Below are 17,988 nucleotides of genomic sequence, written 5' to 3' on the forward strand. Positions count from 1 at the left end.
TTGACTCCTCACCTGTTCAGTTAGCCGCGCCGCTTCAGGAAATTCGCCAGCAGCTCGTGCCCCTGGCGGGACAGGATCGATTCGGGGTGAAACTGGACCCCTTCGATATCCAGCGTCTTGTGCTTCAAGCCCATGATCAAGCCCGGCGTCGGGTCGTTGTCGTCGACCCAGGCGGTGACATCGAGACAGTCCGGCAGACTGTCGGCGTCGACCACCAGCGAGTGGTAGCGCGTGACCTCGAGCGGATCCTCGAGGCCTTCGAAAACCCCTTCCCCGCGATGGCGAATGGGCGACGTCTTGCCATGCATCACCTGCGGCGCGCGGATCACCTCGCCGCCATAGACCTGGCCGATGGCCTGGTGCCCGAGACAGACCCCGAGTATCGGGATCCGGCCGGCAAAATGGCGGATCGCGTCCATCGATATGCCCGCTTCGTTGGGCGTACACGGCCCGGGCGAGACCACCAGGTGGGTCGGCTTGTAACGCTCGAGAGCGGCCAGATCCACCTCATCGTTGCGCACGGTGACGACCTCCGCCCCAAGCTCGCCCAGATACTGGACGATATTGAAGGTAAAGCTGTCGTAATTATCGATCATGAGCACTGGCATAGATATCAATCCCTGTCTCTGTTCAATTTTTCTCGTCGAATCCGACTTCGCTGTCCCGGATGTTGCTCAGGTCACGGGATCGTCCAAGTCGGTGTCCCTATCCATGCCGGCCTCACGGAGCGAAACGACCACACAAAAAATGCCGCCCCGAGGGGCGGCATTGTTTTCGAACGTCAGTCCACAGACGTCGGCGTGCCGCCCTTGATCAAAGGCGCCACCACCACTGGTGCTGTGAGTGTGATCGGTTCGTCATCATGGCGATATAGTGCCGCGACGCAACGCGGCGTGTCAACGCGTGCCTTCGGCCGCCCGGCGAGAGTGCGCCCCGTGAATGTCGATCGCCACCAGCGCGTTAACCACCCGCTCAGGCCGATACGCTGTTGATGAGATGAAGATAAAGCGGATCGAAATCGCCCTCTTCCCTCAATCGTCTTTCATCGAGAATGGCCACCTTTCCCCTCGATGCCTCGATCAGCTCGTCGGCACGCAAGGCCTGGAAGACGCGATTCATGTGTACCGGGGTAATGCCTATCGCGTCTGCCAATTCGGCCTGGGTGATTGGCAGGTGAAAAGAGTCATCCTCAGCGAACCCCACGGCTTTCAGGCGTATCAACAGTTCGCATAGCAGATGCGCCACTCGCGGGTAGGCACTGCGCTGGCCGATGTTGAGGATCCAGTCTCGATAGATCGAGGCATCTACCAGCGTTTCGCGCCATAGCGCTGCGGTAAGACGAGGATACTGCTCGCAGGCTTCACGCAGGTCGTCATGCTGGATGAATCCGACCACACTGGGGCCGATCGACGCGATGCTGATATCCATGACCTTGAGGTGCAGACTCTGCAGGTCCGGCATATCGCCGGGCACGTGAACCGCCATGATCTGCCGTTTGCCTTCGGAGGTCAGCTTGTAGACGCAGGTAAAGCCTTCCAGAAGGAGACAGCTTCGAGACGCCCGTTCGCCAATTCGGATGATGTCCTGCTCGGCCCTGAGCGATTCGACCTGCACCGGCAAATCCTGAAGCACACGTTTCTCGCCATCGGTCAGCTTGAAGATGCTTTCCAGCTTGCGAATCATCAATGTATTCGGGGAGTGACGATTGAGAGAACGAACACCCGGCATCATGTTTTCTCGCCTTGCTGTAACAGAAATGAAGATGCTGGCCCCAAGGCCGCTGCGCGTTTGGTTGAACTCTTCTTGCTTATCTCGCGCAAAAATTATGGCTCACGCATCAAGCAATGACTACTCCTCGACGACGTCGCCATCGAGATGCATCAAAAGCTCGTCGATATCTGGAAAGAATGGCTCGATGACGGACTGACCGGATCTCAGTGGCCCGAGACGAACCCACAGGAACTGCCAGAAAACCAGACCATAACGCCCCATATAGTGACCGACTCTCGACTGCCGTGGAACACTTTCGCCATTCGCGAGCTGTCGAGCCAGGAACGGGACAATGAGTTCCTGGAGTCGCTCGAAGACCTCCATATCGCTCGGGGCCTCTACCCTCAACCCCGGCAAAGCCGGCACCAACGCTTCCCAGTGCTTTCGAGACGATCCCGCCGGTCTGATTACCACATCGAAAAAGAACTCTTGCATACGGGTTCGCAACGCCTCCGGGTGGTCGGGACTCACCGCAGATTGATGGCGGCGCCCCATCGCATTTTGCGAGACGCTCGACCTAGCGATTGGAAGAAGATCCATCGATAGACAGGCTAATTCGTTTCCACAACCGCAATGCCTCGACCTGCACATGACCCAGGCGCCAGAATTCCGGCCATTCCAATGATCCGATTTGATCGAATGACGAAAAAGCAGTCAGTGCGCGGATACGAAAAAGCCGCTGGGTGCATTGCGCACCAGCGGCTTTTCGAAAAGTATTCTTGGTGGAGCCTAGCGGGATCGAACCGCTGACCTCAACACTGCCAGTGTTGCGCTCTCCCAGCTGAGCTAAGGCCCCATACCACTGCTGCCCCGAAGGACGCGAGGCACTATAAGGGCCATCCAGGTCGAGGTCAACCCCGGATCGCCGCTTCACCAAACCCGCCGCAATCCCTCGACTCGCGCAGTTGCCACGTGCAAATTTGGCCTTCGAACAGGGAGTATTTGGCCGGGGAACATGGCACACTTCATGATGGCTAGTAGTTGCACTAGCAGACTCGAGCCAGATCATCATTGATATAGATATAAGATGTCGTTATCGATGTAGGCTATTGGTATGGACGCAAGGACGTTGATGTGGATATCGGTGAGTTGAGCCACTGAACAGGCGCGCAGCCCGACCCATGGCGTACGGCCGATACGTAGAGCGGCCGGAGCGTTATATCGCACCCTTTTACCGGTCCATCGGTTGTCGTCGAAGTTTCAAGGGCAGCAGGAATCCAGGAGTTATCTTGATCAGGGTATTAGTAGCCGACGATCACCATCTGGTGCGCACGAGCATTGCTCGCGTATTGGCCAATGAGCCTGATATCGAGGTCGTTGCCGAAGCCGAGAGCGGAGAAATGGCGCTTCAGGGCTGCCGCGATCACGTGCCGGACATCGCGATGATCGATATCCGCATGCCGGGTATCGGGGGCCTCGAGACGATTTTCAAGCTGCTCAAGAACCAACCTGCCGTCCGAATCATCGTGCTTACGGGGCAGGTCGAGGAAGGCACCGCACAACGGCTGATCGATTCCGGCGTGACCGGGTTCATCAGCAAGGGGACCGAGCTGGATCTGATGATAGACGCGGTGCGACAGGTAGCAAGTGGCAAGCGGTTCATCAGCCCCGATATCGCGCAACGCGTCGTTCTGGCACGCAGCGAAGGCCGATGCAGTCCATTCGATCAGCTCTCGCACCGCGAGCTGCAGATCGCGACGATGATCATTCACTGCCACAAGGTGAGTCACATATCGGAACAACTCAACCTCAGCCCCAAGACAGTAAATACCTATCGTTACCGGATATTCGACAAACTGCAGGTGCAGTCCGACGTGGAGCTGACGCACCTCGGTCTGCGGCATGGTCTGCTGGACGGCTTTGAACCTCAGACATAGCCAGGACCGGCGCAAACGAAAGGGAGAATCCCCGCGGTGCCCGGGCGGGATTTTGATATACTGCGGGGATGAGCGAACCCTCGATCGATACCCCACTACGTTTCGACGCCAAGCACTTCCTGAAGTCGGTCTCGGAGTCGCCGGGCGTGTACCGCATGCTCGATCAGCACGCCAACGTTCTCTACGTCGGCAAGGCGAAACGCCTCAAGCCGCGACTGGCCAGCTACTTTCGTGGCGCGCTGAACACCAAGACCCAGGCACTGGTTGCCCGCATTCAGGATATCCAGGTCACGATCACGCGCAGCGAAACCGAGGCCCTGCTTCTCGAGCAGACCTTGATCAAGGAGCTGCGACCGCCTTACAACATCCTGCTGCGCGACGACAAATCCTATCCCTATGTCTTCGTCACCGATCGCCATTCGTATCCGGCGCTCGAGTTCAAGCGCGTTCGACAGAAGCGGCGAGATGGTCGATATCTTGGCCCCTACCCGAGCTCTACCGCGGTTCGCGAAAGCCTCTCGTTGATGCAGAAGATCTTTCGCATCCGCAACTGCGAAGACAGCGTGTTCGCGCATCGCCATCGTCCATGCCTGCAGTACCAGATCAAGCGCTGCAGCGCGCCCTGCGTCGACTACATCAGCGAAGCCGATTACCGGCAGGATATCGAGCACGCCGTGATGTGTCTGGAGGGCCGCAGCGAGCAGGTCACGCAGCAGCTCACGGCCAGCATGGAGCAGGCAAGCGATGCGCTCGACTTCGAGGAAGCCGCCCGACTGCGCGACCAGGTCCAGCAGTTGCGGCGCTTGCAGGAGAGGCAGTACGTCGACAATGCCGATGGCGATGCCGATATCTTCGCACTGGCAGAGCAGCCGGGCGGGCTCTGCATCAGCGTGCTGGCCATTCGCCAGGGTCGCATGCTGGGCGCACGGCACCATCAGCCTGACAACGGCCTGGATCTTGCCGCCGAAGAACTGCTCGGCGAGTTCGTCAGCCAGTTCTACCTCGGCCAGTCCCAGGAGATCCCGCTCGAGATCATCGCCTCGCATTCGCTGACCGACAGAGAATTGCTGCAGGAGGCGTTGAGCGAACATGCCGGCCGCCGGATCCGGGTGGCCTCTCAGGTGCGGGGGCATCGCGCTCAATGGCGCCGTCTGGCCATCACCAATGCCGAGCAGCATCTGGCCACCCAGCTCGCCAATCGCAGTCAGCTGGGCAAGCGTTTCGAATCGCTGCGAGACGCTCTGGACATGTCGGCTCCCCCTGCCCGGCTCGAGTGTTTCGACATCAGCCACAGCCACGGCGAAGCCACGGTGGCCTCCTGTGTCGTGTTCGACCACAATGGCCCGGCCAAATCCGACTATCGGCGTTTCAATATCGAGGGCGTCGCGGCGGGCGATGACTACGCGGCGATGCGCCAAGCCTTGACACGACGTTTCAAGCGACTTCAGAAGGGTGAAGGCAAACTACCTGACATTCTGATCGTCGATGGCGGCAAGGGTCAGTTGAACATGGCCCGGGAAGTCCTCGTCGAACTGGAGGTCGTCGGTGTCGCGCTTATCGGCGTCGCCAAAGGCACTACGCGCAAGGCCGGCCTGGAAACGCTGTTCATCGAGACCGTGGATCGCACCCTCAATCTCGATACCGGTTCGCCGGCGCTGCATCTGATCCAGCACATCCGCGACGAAGCCCACCGCTTCGCGATCACCGGCCACCGTCAACGGCGGGACAAACAACGTCGCACCTCCACGCTCCAGGATATTCCTGGCGTCGGACCGAAACGTCGGCGAGAACTGTTACGCTTCTTCGGTGGTCTCCAGGGCGTGCGCAAGGCAACCAGAGACGATCTATCACGCGTTCCCGGGATCAATGAACAGATGGCAGCTACCATTCATCAGGCGCTCCATGGATGAGCGCACGCGGCAGGCGTAAAATGCCCGACTTTCACTCCCCAGTAAGGACGCTAGCGGCACGATGAACATCCCCAATATGCTCACCATGGCAAGAATCGTGTTCATCCCACTCATGGTGGTGCTGTTCTACCTACCCTATTCCTGGAGCCTGCTGGTGACGGCAGCCCTGTTCGGGCTGGCCGCCATTACCGATTGGCTGGACGGCTACCTGGCCAGGCGCTGGAATCAAAGCACGCCGTTCGGCGCCTTTCTCGATCCGGTCGCGGACAAGGTCATGGTCGCCGTCGCGTTGGCACTACTGATCGAACGCTACGAGGCCTGGTGGCTGACGCTGCCCGCGCTGGTCATCATCGGTCGAGAGATCGTGATTTCCGCGCTACGAGAGTGGATGGCCGAGATCGGCCAACGCAAGCGGGTGGCGGTTTCCTGGATCGGCAAGTCCAAGACCACGCTACAGATGATTTCCCTGCTGCTGCTGCTGGGCTTTCCCCCCGACACTCTCATCGCCAATCTCGGTATCGTTCTTCTCTATGCGGCGGCCGGCTTGACGCTGTGGTCGATGATTCAGTATCTGAAGGCCGCCTGGCCGGAACTGACCCGTTCGTTGTGACCGAAAAGTGGCATAAGCGTTTGACACTTACCAACTTATCCTTATAATGCGACGGCGTGTTCAGCGGGAATAGCTCAGTGGTAGAGCATCGCCTTGCCAAGGCGAGGGTCGGGAGTTCGAATCTCCTTTCCCGCTCCAGACACACAGTGTAATGAATTGGTCACGAGGGTCGTGAGCTGGAACGCCAGCCCGGTCGATCTTCTTTCCTGCTCAGGAACACAAATTTCGATTTTACTGAATTGACGCAGATGGCACTGGCAAAACCAGGTCCAGCGGCAGTTTTGGCCAATCGATGAAAGGCTGGATGGCAGAGTGGTTATGCAGCGGACTGCAACTCCGTGTACGCCGGTTCGATTCCGACTCCAGCCTCCACTTCTTCTTTGCATCGAATCCCCGTGATTCGGTCGCTTCTTTCAGGTCAACCGGCGCCTTGTTGATCAAAAAGGTTATCGGATAGATTGACCGGATACTGTCGGCCCGGATGGCGAAATCGGTAGACGCAAGGGATTTAAAATCCCTCGACCTTTAGGTCGTGTCGGTTCAAGTCCGACTCCGGGCACCATTTCGGTCTTCAGTCGACGCAGTCATGCCTACCTTGCGACACTCCAGTGAATATCCAATCCCGCCCGGTGGTCACCGTTGACGAAGGCCTGAATCCGAGATGCAGGCTCTGAAGCATTCGGTTTGAATAGAGTTGAGAATCATCGAGAAAAAGCGACCCGATCGCACACAGTGAAAGCCGCCATGTACAACGGGTCGAAGCCGTCGCGGGGAAGCGACACGAAGCGATAGAGATCCGGCTCATCGATGCCGGATACCGGCCCGGTTACTGTTGCTTGACCCGCACCGCAGACCATCTGGTGATTGCTTTATCGGCACGCTCCCGAGCGACTTGAGTTCGGGAGCGTGCCATGCAGAACCTGCAAAAATATGCGACACTCCCGCGCCCCGTAATGCGCCGACGTTACTGACGTCTCCATCGCGATATTCAGCAGTGACTATCCCGATATTCAGAATCCGGCGGCCAAGCTATCCAACATGACCTCGATGCCATGACTGACCTTCTATCCAGCGCTGCCGCGCCAAAGCTTGATCGCACCTTCTCCGTTGCCCCCATGATGGAATGGACGACGAGGGACTATCGCGCGCTGGCGAGATGTCTCACGCGGCGAGCGCTGCTGTATACCGAGATGGTCACGACCGGCGCGATACTGCACGGCGCACCGCGAGAGCGCTTCCTGGGCTACAGCGGGGTCGAGCATCCACTGGCGCTGCAACTGGGCGGTAGCGACCCGGTGGAACTGGCCGAGTGCGCGGCCATCGCCGAAGCGTGGGGCTACGACGAGGTCAACCTGAACGTCGGTTGCCCCAGTGATCGGGTGCAGAACAACATGATCGGCGCCTGTCTGATGGGATATCCCGACAAGGTCGCCAAGGCCGTGACAGCGATGCGCCGCGCGGTCTCGATCCCGGTCACGGTGAAATGCCGTATCGGCATCGATGACCAGGACGAGGACGCCGATCTCGAACGCTTCGTCGAACAGGTGGCGGCGGCCGGCTGCGAGACCTTCATCGTGCATGCGCGCAAGGCCTGGCTGCAGGGGCTCTCCCCCAAGCAGAATCGCGACGTGCCGCCGCTCAACTACGAACGGGTCTACCGGCTCAAGGCCAGCCATCCGACACTGCATATCGGCATCAACGGTGGCGTAAAGACGCTGGAAGCGTGCCAGACGCATCTGGTCAAGGGAGTCGATAGCGTGATGGTCGGCCGCGAAGCCTATCAGAACCCTTGGCTACTGGCCGGTGTCGACAGCGCACTCTATGGCGAGAATTCGCCGGCCCTGACACGGCATGACGTGGCTCGCGCCTATCGACCCTACGTGATCGAACGTCTCGCCGAGGGCGCCAAGCTCAACCATGTGACGCGGCATCTGCTGGGGCTGTTTCAGGGGTGCAAGGGAGGTCGCCGTTTCCGGCGTCATCTGTCGGAGCACGCTCACCGGGACGGCGCCGGGATCAGAATCTACGATGACGCCGTGGGCCTGGTGGAAGAGCGCGAATCGATGGAAGCGATCTAGAAGTCGCATCCCGGATACTGCATTCTGGAAGCCATGTACTGGAAACCATGTACTGGAAACCATGTGCTAGAAACCAGTAGTCTCGTAGCGGGACTGAAAGCTCTCCACGGCATTCTCGACATCGTCGATCTCCTGATAGCGAGCGACATGAAATAGCGCCTCGCCCTCGTTGACCAGCGGCAGATTGCTCATGCCGATGACGATACCGTCGGCACTCGCGACCACCGGCGCCTCGGCGTTGCCGAACGGATCGGCGACCACGCCCAGCGACTGATGCTTGGCGACCCGCGCGCCCAGTCTGACGCGTGGTCTCAGAATGCCGTCGATCGGTGCCCGCGCCCAGCTGGAACCGTTGGCGATTTCCGCCGGCGGCGGGGACCGTCTTCGGCTGTCGGCCGGCAGCATGCCGATCAGGCGCATCACACGCCGAATTCCTCTCACCCCCGGCGCGATCGCCCATTCGTCGAACCTCAGCGCCTCGCCTGCCTCGTAGGTCAGCACCGGCACGCCGCGATTCTGGGCGTATTCGCGCAGGCTGCCTTCACGCAACTCGGCATTCAGAATTACCGGCACCCCGAACGCTTCCGCCATGGCCTGGGTTTCGAGATTCTGGCGCAGTTGAGAGCGGATCTGCGGCAGATTGGTACGATGAATCGCCCCCGTGTGCAGATCGATGATGTGCGTGGCCCGATCGACCATCTCCTCGCGCATCAGCGCGGCGATTCGCGAGCCGAGCGACCCGCCCTCGCTGCCCGGAAAGCAGCGGTTGAGATCACGCCGGTCAGGCAGGTAGCGGGACTGCTGCACGAAACCGAAGACATTGACGACAGGAACGGCGATGAGCGTTCCCCGAAGCCGCGAGAGGTTGGGCAACCTCAGCAGTCGACGGACGATCTCGACCCCGTTGAGCTCGTCCCCGTGGATCGCGCCGCAGACCAGCAGCACCGGGCCAGGCTGGCGCCCATGAACCACCTCGACCGGTATGTGCATTGGCGCGTGGGTGTAGAGTTTGGCGACCGGAACATCGACCTGGCGACGAGTGCCGGGCTCGATTCGCTCGCCGACGAGCGTGAAAGCGTCCTGCGCCATGAGTGCCCTTGATAATGAATGGATCGGTAAAGAAGATCCTGAGATCGTAAAGCCATCACGCCATCAAGGCGAGCCATCTTGCTCCAAGGCTTCCAGTTCGAAGATCAGGGTGACGTGATCGCCGACCATGCCGTTGCCGACGCCGTAATCCATTCCCCAGTCGCTGCGGTCGAGTGCCCCACGCACCGACAGACCCAAGGTGGGGCGTCCATGCCCGAACGGATAGACCTCGTCCTTGTTCAGCGTGACATCCAGCGTTACCGGCTCGGTGCGCCCCAGCATGGTGAGTTCCCCGTTCAGCGTACCGGTAGTCGAGGAGGACGGTTCGAAGTCGGTTGCCACGAAATGCAGCCGTGGATGATCCTCGGCATCCAGAAAATCGCCACCGCGAACGTGGTGATCACGGGCATCGAGGTTGGTGAAGACGCTAGCGGCCTGAATCGTGACATCGGCCTCGCTCAGCGTCTGCGTCTCGCGGTCGTAAACGAAACTGCCCTCGCCTTTCAGAAACTGCCCCAGCAGATTTTCGTAACCCATATGATCCACCATGAAAGCGATGGTGAAATGGTCGGGATCGATCTCGAAGCGTTTCGGTTCGGCTTGTGCCGTCGATATCGCCCCCGACACGATCAGTGCCAGAGTGGCGGCGAATACAGGCAAGCGTACTGGTCTCATGAAGACCTCCTTGTGTTGGGCGCCAATTCGAGAACGGATCGCGGGTGGCAGAGATGTCAAAGCCGAGAAGGGTCAGAACCCGGTGTCGTCGACCGGGCGACGACGCCAGAGCCAGACGATGTCCCGCCCGAAGGAGAGCAGCAACAGCGCCGCCGCGAGCAACGCAAAACCGGTCGCCCAAGCCGATGAGACGAAGGGCAGCAGGCAGACCATCAACGTCGCGACCTGCCAGACGCACACCGTCTTGCGGAAGTAGCTCTCGGGCAGGGTTCGATTGAGCCAGGGCGAGTACATCCCTGCGATCACGAACGCATAGCGAACCAGCCCGAGAGCCAGTATCCAGGCGCCAACCTTGTCCAGGGCGATCAGCGCGGTGCACAGCACGACGATAAAAAACGCATCCAGCTCCATGTCGAAGCGCGCCCCGAAAGCGCTCGCGGAGCCGGTCCGACGTGCCACCCATCCGTCGATTCCGTCCAGCGACAGCGCCAACAGCGATAGCGCAGCGATGCCCTCGGCGTGACGCTGAATGAAATCCGGATAGACCGCCACGCCGGCGACGATCGCAATCAGCGTGGCGCGCAGCAGCGTGATGCGATTGGCCCAGCCCAGGCCCTGGCGCGACGCGGGCCACGCCCAGAGCACGGCCGTGGCGATCGCCACATAGACCCCGCCAGCCGTGAAACGCAGACCCGAAGGTGCGGAAAACGCCCACTGTACCCACTCGGCCAGCAGAGCCACCAGCGCCAGCCCCGCTGCCAGTTCTGCCCAGCCGCGAATGGATCGGGATCGCCGGGAAGGCGCGGCCGGCATACGCGCCGATGAATGTCGCATCGTCGAATCCTCCCACCATGGTCGTCGTCCCATCCGCCGTCCGCCTGTCGCTCGGGCTGCGATGGTCAAAGTCCATTACGCATCTCGTACAAGTCTGGATGCACGCTGGCCAGTTTGCGAGAACCGTTCACTCGTCAGCGCTCAACGTTCAGTGCCACCGATGACGACCCCCGTCACGTGGCTGGCGAGCTTCGGTCCTCTGACGTTGGACCTCGGCCAAGACCTTCGGCCTTCCCGAAGTCGTCACCGGTCCGCGGCACGTCTCGAGCTGACTGATTCCTGTTTTTCGATCTTGACCTGTACATGATCTGTACAATGCTAGATCATCATACTCTGCCATACTTCCTCTCACGGCAGCACTTCGATTCGGCGCAACCTCTCCATTCGCCGCAACAGCGAGCCGGCCATCCAGATCTGCAATCGAGGAGCGGATATCTCAATGACGACGCCTTACGCCCACGCTTTCTGGTCTCTCGGCGACGGCACCGGCGAAATTCGCCAGGCCGAGTTGAGTGTCAGCGGCGATCTCAGGGTGCGAACCTGCTATTCCGCCATCAGTCGTGGCAGCGAAACTCTGGTCTTCAATGGTCAGGTACCGATCAGCGAATATCAGCGAATGCGCGCGCCGTTTCAGAGCGGCGACTTCCCGGGCCCGGTCAAGTACGGCTACTCCAACGTGGGCGTCGTCGAACAGGGCGCACATGACTGGCACGGCCGATACGTCTACTGCCTTCATCCGCATCAGACCCATTATCGCGTGACCGTCGACGACGTCGTTCCACTCCCGCCGGATGTACCACCGCAGCGCGCCGTTCTCGGGGCCAACATGGAAACGGCGCTCAACGCGCTTTGGGACGCCGCCCCCGGCATCGGCGACCGTATCAGCGTGGTCGGGGCCGGCGTGGTCGGGGCCCTGGTCGCATGGCTCTGTGCCCGGCTACCCGGCGCCCACGTTCAGCTGATCGATATCGACGAGCGCAAGCGCTTCCTCGGCGACGCGCTGGGCGTCGACTTCCATACCCCGCAGACCGCCGCAGACGAGCAGGATCTGGTCATCCACGCCAGCGCCTCGAATGATGGCCTGCAGACCGCCCTCTCGCTGGCGGGATTCGAAGCGACCGTTCTCGAGATGAGCTGGTACGGCAGTCGCGAGGTCAATCTGCCGCTCGGTGAAGCATTTCACGCGCGTCGCCTGACGTTGCGGTCGAGCCAGGTCGGCAGCGTCTCTCCCGGTCATCGCCCCCGCTGGGATCACAAGCGGCGTCTTTCTCTGGCGCTATCGCTGCTCAATCACGACTGCCTGGACGTGCTGATCAGCGGTGAAAGCCATTTCAGAGACTTGCCCGAAACGCTGAAGCGACTGAGTCAGCGCGAAGACGATACCCTGTGCCAACGCATCCACTATGGCTGATACCGCGTAAAGCCATTGAACTCGTCGCCGTAGTGCATCAGCGATTCAGTGGCTGGATCGAACGAATCATGCAACGAGGACGCACTCGTCAAGGAGCGACAACAATGTTCAGTTTGACCGTCCGCGATCACATGATGATCGCCCACAGTTTCAACAGCGAAACCTTCGGCCCGGCGCAGAAACTGCACGGTGCCACCTACGTCGTCGACGTCACTTTCAAGCGTCCCGAGCTGGACCCCGACGATCTGGTGGTCGATATCGGTCTGGCGAGCGAGGTTCTGAAACGCATTCTCGGCGAGTTCACCTTGAACAATCTCGACGAGATCGACGAGTTCAAGGGTCGCAACACCACGACCGAATTCATGGCCAGGGTCGTGTTCGACCGTCTGTCCCATGCCATCCGCGATGGCGAGCTGGGCGATGGCGCTCGCCATCTCACCGCGCTGGCCGTCACGTTGCATGAGTCGCACGTCGCCTGGGCAAGCTATGAAGGGGGCCTATGAGCGATTTCACCCTGATCGTCGCCGGCGATCCTGGTCAGCTGACCGGCGGCTACGTCTACGACGCCCGTATCGTCGAGACGCTGCGCAACGGCGGCTGGAAGATCGATGTCGTCGGAGTCGACGGCCGCTTCCCCGAGCCGGATGCCGTCGCATCGCACGCCCTGGATAGCGCCCTGACCGCGCTGCCGGATGGCAGTCAGGCGGTGATCGACGGGCTCGCGATGGGCGGACTGCCGGCGATCGTCGAGCGTCACGCCTCGCGACTGTCGATCACGGCGCTGATACATCATCCGCTCGCCGACGAAACCGGCCTGGGTGCGCCCGAGCAGCAGCGCTTTCGGATCAGCGAAACCCGCGCTCTGGCTGCCGCCGGCAACGTCATCGTCACCAGTGTCTACACCGCCCGCCGACTGGCCGATTTCGATGTGCCGGCGGAAAAGATAGCCGTCATCGAACCGGGGGTGGAAACCGGAGAGCTGGCGAGCGGCGACGGCAGCGGAACTCCACGGCTTCTGTGTATCGCCACGGTCACGCCGCGCAAGGGCCAGGATCTGCTGGTCGAAGCGCTGGCCGGCCTGACTGCGCTGTCATGGCAGTGCGATCTGATCGGCGCGCTCGATCGTGCCGAGGCTTATGTCGACAAGGTGCGAGAGGCGATCGACGGGCATCAGTTGGGCGAGCGCATCCATCTGCTCGGCGCCCAAACCCGTGAAAGCCTGGCCGCCCATTATCGACAGGCCGATCTGTTCGTGCTGCCCTCGCATTACGAGGGTTACGGCATGGTGATTACCGAAGCCCTCGCCCACGGTCTCCCTGTCGTGACCACGTCCGGCGGCGCCCTGGCTCACACCTTGCCGGATGCTGCCGGTATCAAGGTGCCCCCGGGGGATGTGACGGCGCTTCGCGACGCCCTGAAGCGGATGCTGGAGGAACCGGAAACCCGCCAACGCTATTGCCAGGGTGCCCGAGAGATTCGCGATAGGCTCGGCAACTGGCAAACCGCCGCCGAGGCGTTCGGCGAGGCAATGAAACGTGCCAGGTCGACGGGAGCGATGCGCTGATGTCGATGCCGCCGTCCGCCGACGCCCTGTTCAGCGATCAATGGCTGACCTTGCGCGAGCCCGCCGACCATCGGGCCAGGGATGCCCAGCTCACCCATGCCGCCGATCGCTGGCTCTCGCGACGTGCCACGCCGGTCCGCGCGCTGGAGATCCAGCGCACGCTGGTGGACCTGGGATGCGGCAGCGGCTCGAATCTGCGCTATCTGGCGCCGCGGCTCCACGGCGCCCAGCATTGGCGCCTGATCGATCACGACGCTGAACTGCTGGCTCACGCGAGGCTGCGCTGCGAGCCGCTCGTCAGCGCCGACGGTCAGCCGATCCACCTCGAGACCCGGGAACTGAGTCTGGTGGATGCCTGGAAACACGGTCTTCAGGGCGCCGATCTGGTCACGGCCTCGGCACTGTTCGATCTGCTGACGACCGCGGACGCCGACGCGTTGGCCGAGACTTGCCATATCAACAATTGCGCGGTGCTGTTCGCGCTCAGCGTCGATGGCCATATTCGCTTTCATGACGCCAGCGGTGCCCCGTTGTTCAGTGATGACGACCAGTTCATGCTGGCCGCGCTGGAAGCGCATCAACGCCGCGACAAGGGCAGTGGCTCGGCCATGGGCACGCAAGCGCCACGCCATCTTCGCGAGAGTCTTCACCGCCGCGGCTATCACGTCCGTGAAGCCACTTCGCCCTGGCGTCTCGGGCCTGAATCCCTGCCGCTGGCTGAAGCCCTGCTGGCCGGCTGGCGCAGCGCGCTGGACGAACAGTTGCCGCAGCAGAGCCGTCGCATCGAGCGCTGGCATACCCAGCGTCTCGAGGGGCTGATGCGCGAACAGCTGACATTGACCGTCGGACACCGCGACCTGTTCGCCACACCGCCGGAAAGCGACGGCGTGGGAGCGCCAGCGTGAACCGCTGGCTCTTGCCCGCCCTGCGCCTGGCGTTCACGCTGGCGCTATTGGGCGTACTCGCCTGGCAGCTGGATACTCGACAGCTGCTGGATCGGCTCGGCGACCTGTCGCCGGGCTGGGTCGTCGTGGCCGTACTGATCGGCGTTCCCCAGGTCGTACTCTCGGCCTGGCGCTGGCGGATGACGGCGCATCAGGTCGGCATCGGGTTGCCGTGGCCCACCGCCATCCGCGAATACTACCTGGCGACATTCCTGAATCAGATCCTGCCGGGTGGCGTCGTGGGCGATGCCGCCCGGGCCTGGCGCCACGGCAACACGCAAACGCCGTCCGAAACCGCGACCTCATCGACGTCCGGCCCGGCGATCCGTGCCGTCATCATCGAACGCGCCTCCGGCCAGATCGCGCTGCTGCTGGTTGCAGCTGTCGCCGTCGTTCTCTCGCCGGCGCTACGCAGGGCCATCATCGACTCGTGGCAGGCGCATGGCACGACCGGGCCATGGATCCTGCTGGCGGCGCTGCTGCTGGGCGGCGGCATCCTGACAGGGCTGAAACGGCGGCCCTGGCCGGCCCTGGCCACGTTCGGCCATGACGTCAAGCGCGCCCTGCTGGCGGTTTCGGTGTGGCCGGCACAGTTGTTCAGCTCGCTGCTGGTCATCGCCACCTATGTCGCGGTCTTTCTCTGCGCCGCCCAGGCGCTGGGACTGCAACGACCGCTCCCGGAGTTGCTGCCACTGATTCCGCCGCTGCTGATGGCGATGGCGGTTCCACTGACGATCGCCGGCTGGGGACTGCGCGAAGGCGCCGCCGCCCTGATCTGGCCGCTGGCCGGCCTTCCCGCGCAAGAGGGCGTGGCGCTGTCCGTGACTTATGGCCTGCTGATCCTTGCCGCCAGCCTTCCGGGATTGGCGGTGCTTCTGCGGGAGACCCGGATCCGTCGAGGAGCGCCCGGGTCAGCGACAATGCCGACCCCGGCTCGAGAAAAAGCCGCCACGGGAGGGCATTGCGGATGAAATCACGCCTCCGTCGTGTCGCGATCGAGCAGATCCAGATCGAACAGCATGTCGTCGCCCAGTCGGAAATAGCGACAGGCCGGTCGCAGCGCGCCATCCAGCGTGTCGATCTCCGGCAGCGTCAGCGACGGCCGACCGGAACCGATCAGCATCGGCGCGACAACGCTGTGCAGGCGGTCGAGACAGCCCGCCTGCAGAAAGCGCGAAATCGTGAGCCCGCCGCCCTCGATCAGAATCCGGCGATGCCCTTGTTCGGCCAGCAGCGAGATGACCTGCACGGGATCGAACCCCTCCGGCCGCGGCCTCAGCGAATGGACGCTGACGTGATCCGCACTGCCGTGACCGGCAACGCCCTCGTTGACGAGATGCCAGGTCGGTGCCGCCGGCTGGCGGAAGACACCACGTTCTACCGGCACCCGGCCTCGGGGATCGAGCACCACCCGCAGCGGGTTGTCGCCCTCGACATGACGCACGGTCAACTGCGGGTCGTCGGCAACGACCGTGCCGACGCCCACCACTACCGCATCGACCAGCGCCCGCAGCCGGTGAAGATGAACCAGGCTCTGTGCTCCTGTGACGTAATGGGAAGCACCGCTGGCCGTCGCGATCCGGCCATCCAGACTCTGGCCGATCTGCGCGATGACGCGCGCGCCCTGGGTGACGTCCGCAATGCACCATGGCAGCCAGATCGACAGCAGTTGCGCAGCCTCCTCGTCGACCTCATGACTGCAGCGCCAGGCACCTCGGGCATCGACATCGAGCCGAAATCCTGCGTCGATGAGGGTGCCGTCAAAAACCCCATGGCGGGTCATGCCGGCGACGCGGCGAATCCAGTTCCAGACCTGCGGAGTCTTTACGGGAGGCGGACGAGCAGAGGAAGTGCGAGTAGAAGTCATGGTCATTCCTTGGCCAGACGGCAGCCTAGCGTAGCAAAAATCGGCCCTTGGGCGGAGGCAGTTCGACGATCAGCGAAGCCACCGCCGGCGACACCCAATCAAGGTTATGGATGGGCATCTCGGATGAGATCGATCATGGATGACAGGATAAGGAGAAGAGCATGCGACAGGTAGAACGCGCGATTTTCGATCTGCGACGCGGCCTCCCGGTTCTCGTACGCGCTGCCAGCGGCGACGTGATGGTTCACCCGCTGGAGGGTTGCGACGACGAGGCTCTGGCGGCGCTGCACGCTATCAGTGGCAACCCGCCTACCCTTGCGTTGACCCGCCATCGTCTTTCACGGCTCGACATCGAGTTCGAGCCGAGGGTCGGGCTGGTGCCGATCACGCCTGCCGACCGGGCGCAACAGGTCGTCGCCTGGGCCAGCGCCGAGCAGCAACGCTTGCCGCGGGAAAGCCGGCCGCTCGCCGCCACCAGCGGCAGCGAGGCGGCGCTGGATCTGATGCGCATCGGCCTGCTCATTCCGGCCGCGATCGTCGCCGAGGTCAGCGAGATCCAGCGCGCCAGGGTAGAGGCATTGATCGCCGACGGCACCGTGCTGGCGGTTGCCGCCGGGCAGATCGATGCCTACTCGGAAACCCGCTCGCGTTTTCTCAAACGCACCAGCGATGCGGAAATCCCGCTGTCTCACGCCGAACGCGCCAAGTTCGTGATGTTCCGGGAGGCGGACGGCATGCGCGAACACATCGCCATCGTCATCGGCGAGCCCGGCGAGTGGAACGATGCCGTCCCGGTGCGCCTGCATTCGGCCTGTCTGACCGGTGACCTCTTCGGCAGTCTGCGCTGCGACTGCGGTGAACAGCTGCGCGAGAGCGTGCGTACCATCGATGAACGCGGCGGTGGCGTACTGCTCTATCTCGCCCAGGAAGGCCGCGGTATCGGCCTGGCCAACAAGCTGCGCGCCTACACCTTGCAGGATGGCGGGCTGGACACGGTGGATGCCGATCAGGTACTCGGCTTCGGCGAGGACGAGCGCACCTACGAAGTGGCGTTGGAGATGCTCGAGCAGCTCAAGGTTACCCGCATCGAACTGCTGACCAACAACCCAGAGAAGATCGCCGCCATGGACCAGGGCGGCGTCGAAGTTGTCAACCGTCGCGGCGTCTACGGCAAGCTGACCAAGCAGAACCGGCGCTATCTGGATGCCAAGGCCAAGCGCGCCGGCCACTGGCTGGAAGAGGTGCTGAATGACGGCGAAAGCGGCCCGGCAACCTCGCTCAGGAGACCCGTGGCACGCTGACGGACGCTAACCGGTCACCTGCTATCTCGTCGCGACAGACCCCCGGCGTCCGAAGACG

Annotated in this window: 16 protein-coding genes and 4 tRNA genes; 13 read left to right on the plus strand and 7 right to left on the minus strand. The window is 62.1% G+C overall.

Annotated features, from left to right (window positions below):
* Positions 1-20: 20 nt before the first annotated feature.
* From BTW07_RS11435 to BTW07_RS11450, 3 genes are all read right to left on the minus strand, one after another.
* Positions 21-608: an anthranilate synthase component II gene (locus tag BTW07_RS11435; protein ID WP_075570308.1), complete on the minus strand. Its 588-nt coding sequence runs from the start codon at positions 606-608 to the stop codon at positions 21-23.
* Between the two features lie 364 nt (positions 609-972).
* Positions 973-1,731, minus strand: coding sequence for a Crp/Fnr family transcriptional regulator (locus BTW07_RS11440; protein WP_232823774.1), 759 nt, complete (start codon positions 1,729-1,731; stop codon positions 973-975).
* Positions 1,732-2,490: 759 nt separating this feature from the next.
* A tRNA-Ala gene (locus tag BTW07_RS11450) sits at positions 2,491-2,566 on the minus strand.
* Between the two features lie 325 nt (positions 2,567-2,891).
* Between BTW07_RS11450 and BTW07_RS11455 the strand changes: the two genes are divergently transcribed.
* From BTW07_RS11455 to dusA, 7 genes are all read left to right on the plus strand, one after another.
* Positions 2,892-3,647, plus strand: a complete 756-nt coding sequence (locus BTW07_RS11455) for a response regulator (protein WP_341864697.1) — start codon at positions 2,892-2,894, stop codon at positions 3,645-3,647.
* Positions 3,648-3,715: 68 nt separating this feature from the next.
* Positions 3,716-5,557, plus strand: coding sequence for an excinuclease ABC subunit UvrC (gene uvrC / locus BTW07_RS11460; protein ID WP_075570311.1), 1,842 nt, complete (start codon positions 3,716-3,718; stop codon positions 5,555-5,557).
* 61 nt (positions 5,558-5,618) lie between these two features.
* On the plus strand, positions 5,619-6,167 hold the full coding sequence (pgsA, locus tag BTW07_RS11465; RefSeq protein WP_075570312.1) for a CDP-diacylglycerol--glycerol-3-phosphate 3-phosphatidyltransferase: 549 nt from the start codon (positions 5,619-5,621) through the stop codon (positions 6,165-6,167).
* A 63-nt stretch (positions 6,168-6,230) separates the two neighbouring features.
* Positions 6,231-6,305 (plus strand) — tRNA-Gly (locus tag BTW07_RS11470).
* A gap of 160 nt (positions 6,306-6,465) precedes the next feature.
* Positions 6,466-6,539: transfer RNA gene (locus tag BTW07_RS11475), tRNA-Cys, on the plus strand.
* Between the two features lie 103 nt (positions 6,540-6,642).
* Positions 6,643-6,729: transfer RNA gene (locus tag BTW07_RS11480), tRNA-Leu, on the plus strand.
* A gap of 490 nt (positions 6,730-7,219) precedes the next feature.
* Positions 7,220-8,245 (plus strand): tRNA dihydrouridine(20/20a) synthase DusA, encoded by a 1,026-nt coding sequence (gene dusA / locus BTW07_RS11485; RefSeq protein WP_075570313.1) that lies wholly within the window; start codon positions 7,220-7,222, stop codon positions 8,243-8,245.
* Between the two features lie 66 nt (positions 8,246-8,311).
* Here dusA and BTW07_RS11490 read toward each other — a convergent pair whose 3' ends face one another.
* The 3 genes from BTW07_RS11490 to BTW07_RS11500 form a co-directional block, all read right to left on the minus strand.
* Positions 8,312-9,334 (minus strand): succinylglutamate desuccinylase/aspartoacylase family protein, encoded by a 1,023-nt coding sequence (locus BTW07_RS11490; protein ID WP_075570314.1) that lies wholly within the window; start codon positions 9,332-9,334, stop codon positions 8,312-8,314.
* Between the two features lie 63 nt (positions 9,335-9,397).
* Entirely contained in the window at positions 9,398-10,009 is a 612-nt protein-coding gene (locus BTW07_RS11495; protein ID WP_075570315.1) for a YceI family protein, read from the minus strand.
* 72 nt (positions 10,010-10,081) lie between these two features.
* Positions 10,082-10,843, minus strand: a complete 762-nt coding sequence (locus BTW07_RS11500; RefSeq protein WP_158025878.1) for a CDP-alcohol phosphatidyltransferase family protein — start codon at positions 10,841-10,843, stop codon at positions 10,082-10,084.
* 439 nt (positions 10,844-11,282) lie between these two features.
* On the opposite strand from BTW07_RS11500, the gene BTW07_RS11505 reads away from it, so the two are divergent.
* The 5 genes from BTW07_RS11505 (at position 11,283) to BTW07_RS11525 (ending at position 15,733) form a co-directional block, all read left to right on the plus strand.
* Complete coding sequence (locus tag BTW07_RS11505; protein WP_075570316.1) at positions 11,283-12,254, plus strand: zinc-dependent alcohol dehydrogenase; 972 nt, start codon at positions 11,283-11,285, stop codon at positions 12,252-12,254.
* Between the two features lie 104 nt (positions 12,255-12,358).
* The gene (locus BTW07_RS11510) at positions 12,359-12,757 is read left to right on the plus strand and encodes a 6-pyruvoyl trahydropterin synthase family protein (protein ID WP_075570317.1); all 399 of its coding nucleotides are present in this window, start codon (positions 12,359-12,361) and stop codon (positions 12,755-12,757) included.
* The gene (locus tag BTW07_RS11515) at positions 12,754-13,818 is read left to right on the plus strand and encodes a glycosyltransferase family 4 protein (RefSeq protein WP_075570318.1); all 1,065 of its coding nucleotides are present in this window, start codon (positions 12,754-12,756) and stop codon (positions 13,816-13,818) included. The genes BTW07_RS11510 and BTW07_RS11515 overlap by 4 nt, the downstream gene beginning before the upstream one ends.
* On the plus strand, positions 13,818-14,723 hold the full coding sequence (locus BTW07_RS11520) for a class I SAM-dependent methyltransferase (protein WP_083941790.1): 906 nt from the start codon (positions 13,818-13,820) through the stop codon (positions 14,721-14,723). The genes BTW07_RS11515 and BTW07_RS11520 overlap by 1 nt, the downstream gene beginning before the upstream one ends.
* Positions 14,720-15,733, plus strand: a complete 1,014-nt coding sequence (locus BTW07_RS11525) for a lysylphosphatidylglycerol synthase transmembrane domain-containing protein (protein WP_075570319.1) — start codon at positions 14,720-14,722, stop codon at positions 15,731-15,733. Before BTW07_RS11520 ends, BTW07_RS11525 begins: the two co-directional genes overlap by 4 nt.
* 2 nt (positions 15,734-15,735) lie before the next feature.
* On the opposite strand, the gene BTW07_RS11530 is transcribed toward BTW07_RS11525, so the two are convergent.
* Entirely contained in the window at positions 15,736-16,629 is an 894-nt protein-coding gene (locus tag BTW07_RS11530; RefSeq protein ID WP_244158356.1) for a RibD family protein, read from the minus strand.
* Between the two features lie 161 nt (positions 16,630-16,790).
* On the opposite strand from BTW07_RS11530, the gene ribA reads away from it, so the two are divergent.
* Entirely contained in the window at positions 16,791-17,930 is a 1,140-nt protein-coding gene (gene ribA / locus BTW07_RS11535; protein WP_075570321.1) for a GTP cyclohydrolase II RibA, read from the plus strand.
* Positions 17,931-17,988: the final 58 nt, after the last annotated feature.

The sequence above is a fragment of the Salinicola socius genome, assembly GCF_001937195.1.
In the GTDB taxonomy this organism is placed as follows: Bacteria; Pseudomonadota; Gammaproteobacteria; order Pseudomonadales; family Halomonadaceae; genus Salinicola; species Salinicola socius.

What these genes read in the sequence shown, in the direction of transcription:
- BTW07_RS11435 (WP_075570308.1), bottom strand. Translation starts at nt 608, where the DNA reads ATGCCAGTGCTCATGATCGATAATTACGACAGCTTTACCTTCAATATC.
- BTW07_RS11440 (WP_232823774.1), bottom strand. Translation starts at nt 1,731, where the DNA reads ATGATGCCGGGTGTTCGTTCTCTCAATCGTCACTCCCCGAATACATTG.
- BTW07_RS11455 (WP_341864697.1), top strand. Translation starts at nt 2,892, where the DNA reads ATGGCGTACGGCCGATACGTAGAGCGGCCGGAGCGTTATATCGCACCC.
- uvrC (WP_075570311.1), top strand. Translation starts at nt 3,716, where the DNA reads ATGAGCGAACCCTCGATCGATACCCCACTACGTTTCGACGCCAAGCAC.
- pgsA (WP_075570312.1), top strand. Translation starts at nt 5,619, where the DNA reads ATGAACATCCCCAATATGCTCACCATGGCAAGAATCGTGTTCATCCCA.
- dusA (WP_075570313.1), top strand. Translation starts at nt 7,220, where the DNA reads ATGACTGACCTTCTATCCAGCGCTGCCGCGCCAAAGCTTGATCGCACC.
- BTW07_RS11490 (WP_075570314.1), bottom strand. Translation starts at nt 9,334, where the DNA reads ATGGCGCAGGACGCTTTCACGCTCGTCGGCGAGCGAATCGAGCCCGGC.
- BTW07_RS11495 (WP_075570315.1), bottom strand. Translation starts at nt 10,009, where the DNA reads ATGAGACCAGTACGCTTGCCTGTATTCGCCGCCACTCTGGCACTGATC.
- BTW07_RS11500 (WP_158025878.1), bottom strand. Translation starts at nt 10,843, where the DNA reads ATGCGACATTCATCGGCGCGTATGCCGGCCGCGCCTTCCCGGCGATCC.
- BTW07_RS11505 (WP_075570316.1), top strand. Translation starts at nt 11,283, where the DNA reads ATGACGACGCCTTACGCCCACGCTTTCTGGTCTCTCGGCGACGGCACC.
- BTW07_RS11510 (WP_075570317.1), top strand. Translation starts at nt 12,359, where the DNA reads ATGTTCAGTTTGACCGTCCGCGATCACATGATGATCGCCCACAGTTTC.
- BTW07_RS11515 (WP_075570318.1), top strand. Translation starts at nt 12,754, where the DNA reads ATGAGCGATTTCACCCTGATCGTCGCCGGCGATCCTGGTCAGCTGACC.
- BTW07_RS11520 (WP_083941790.1), top strand. Translation starts at nt 13,818, where the DNA reads ATGTCGATGCCGCCGTCCGCCGACGCCCTGTTCAGCGATCAATGGCTG.
- BTW07_RS11530 (WP_244158356.1), bottom strand. Translation starts at nt 16,629, where the DNA reads ATGACTTCTACTCGCACTTCCTCTGCTCGTCCGCCTCCCGTAAAGACT.
- ribA (WP_075570321.1), top strand. Translation starts at nt 16,791, where the DNA reads ATGCGACAGGTAGAACGCGCGATTTTCGATCTGCGACGCGGCCTCCCG.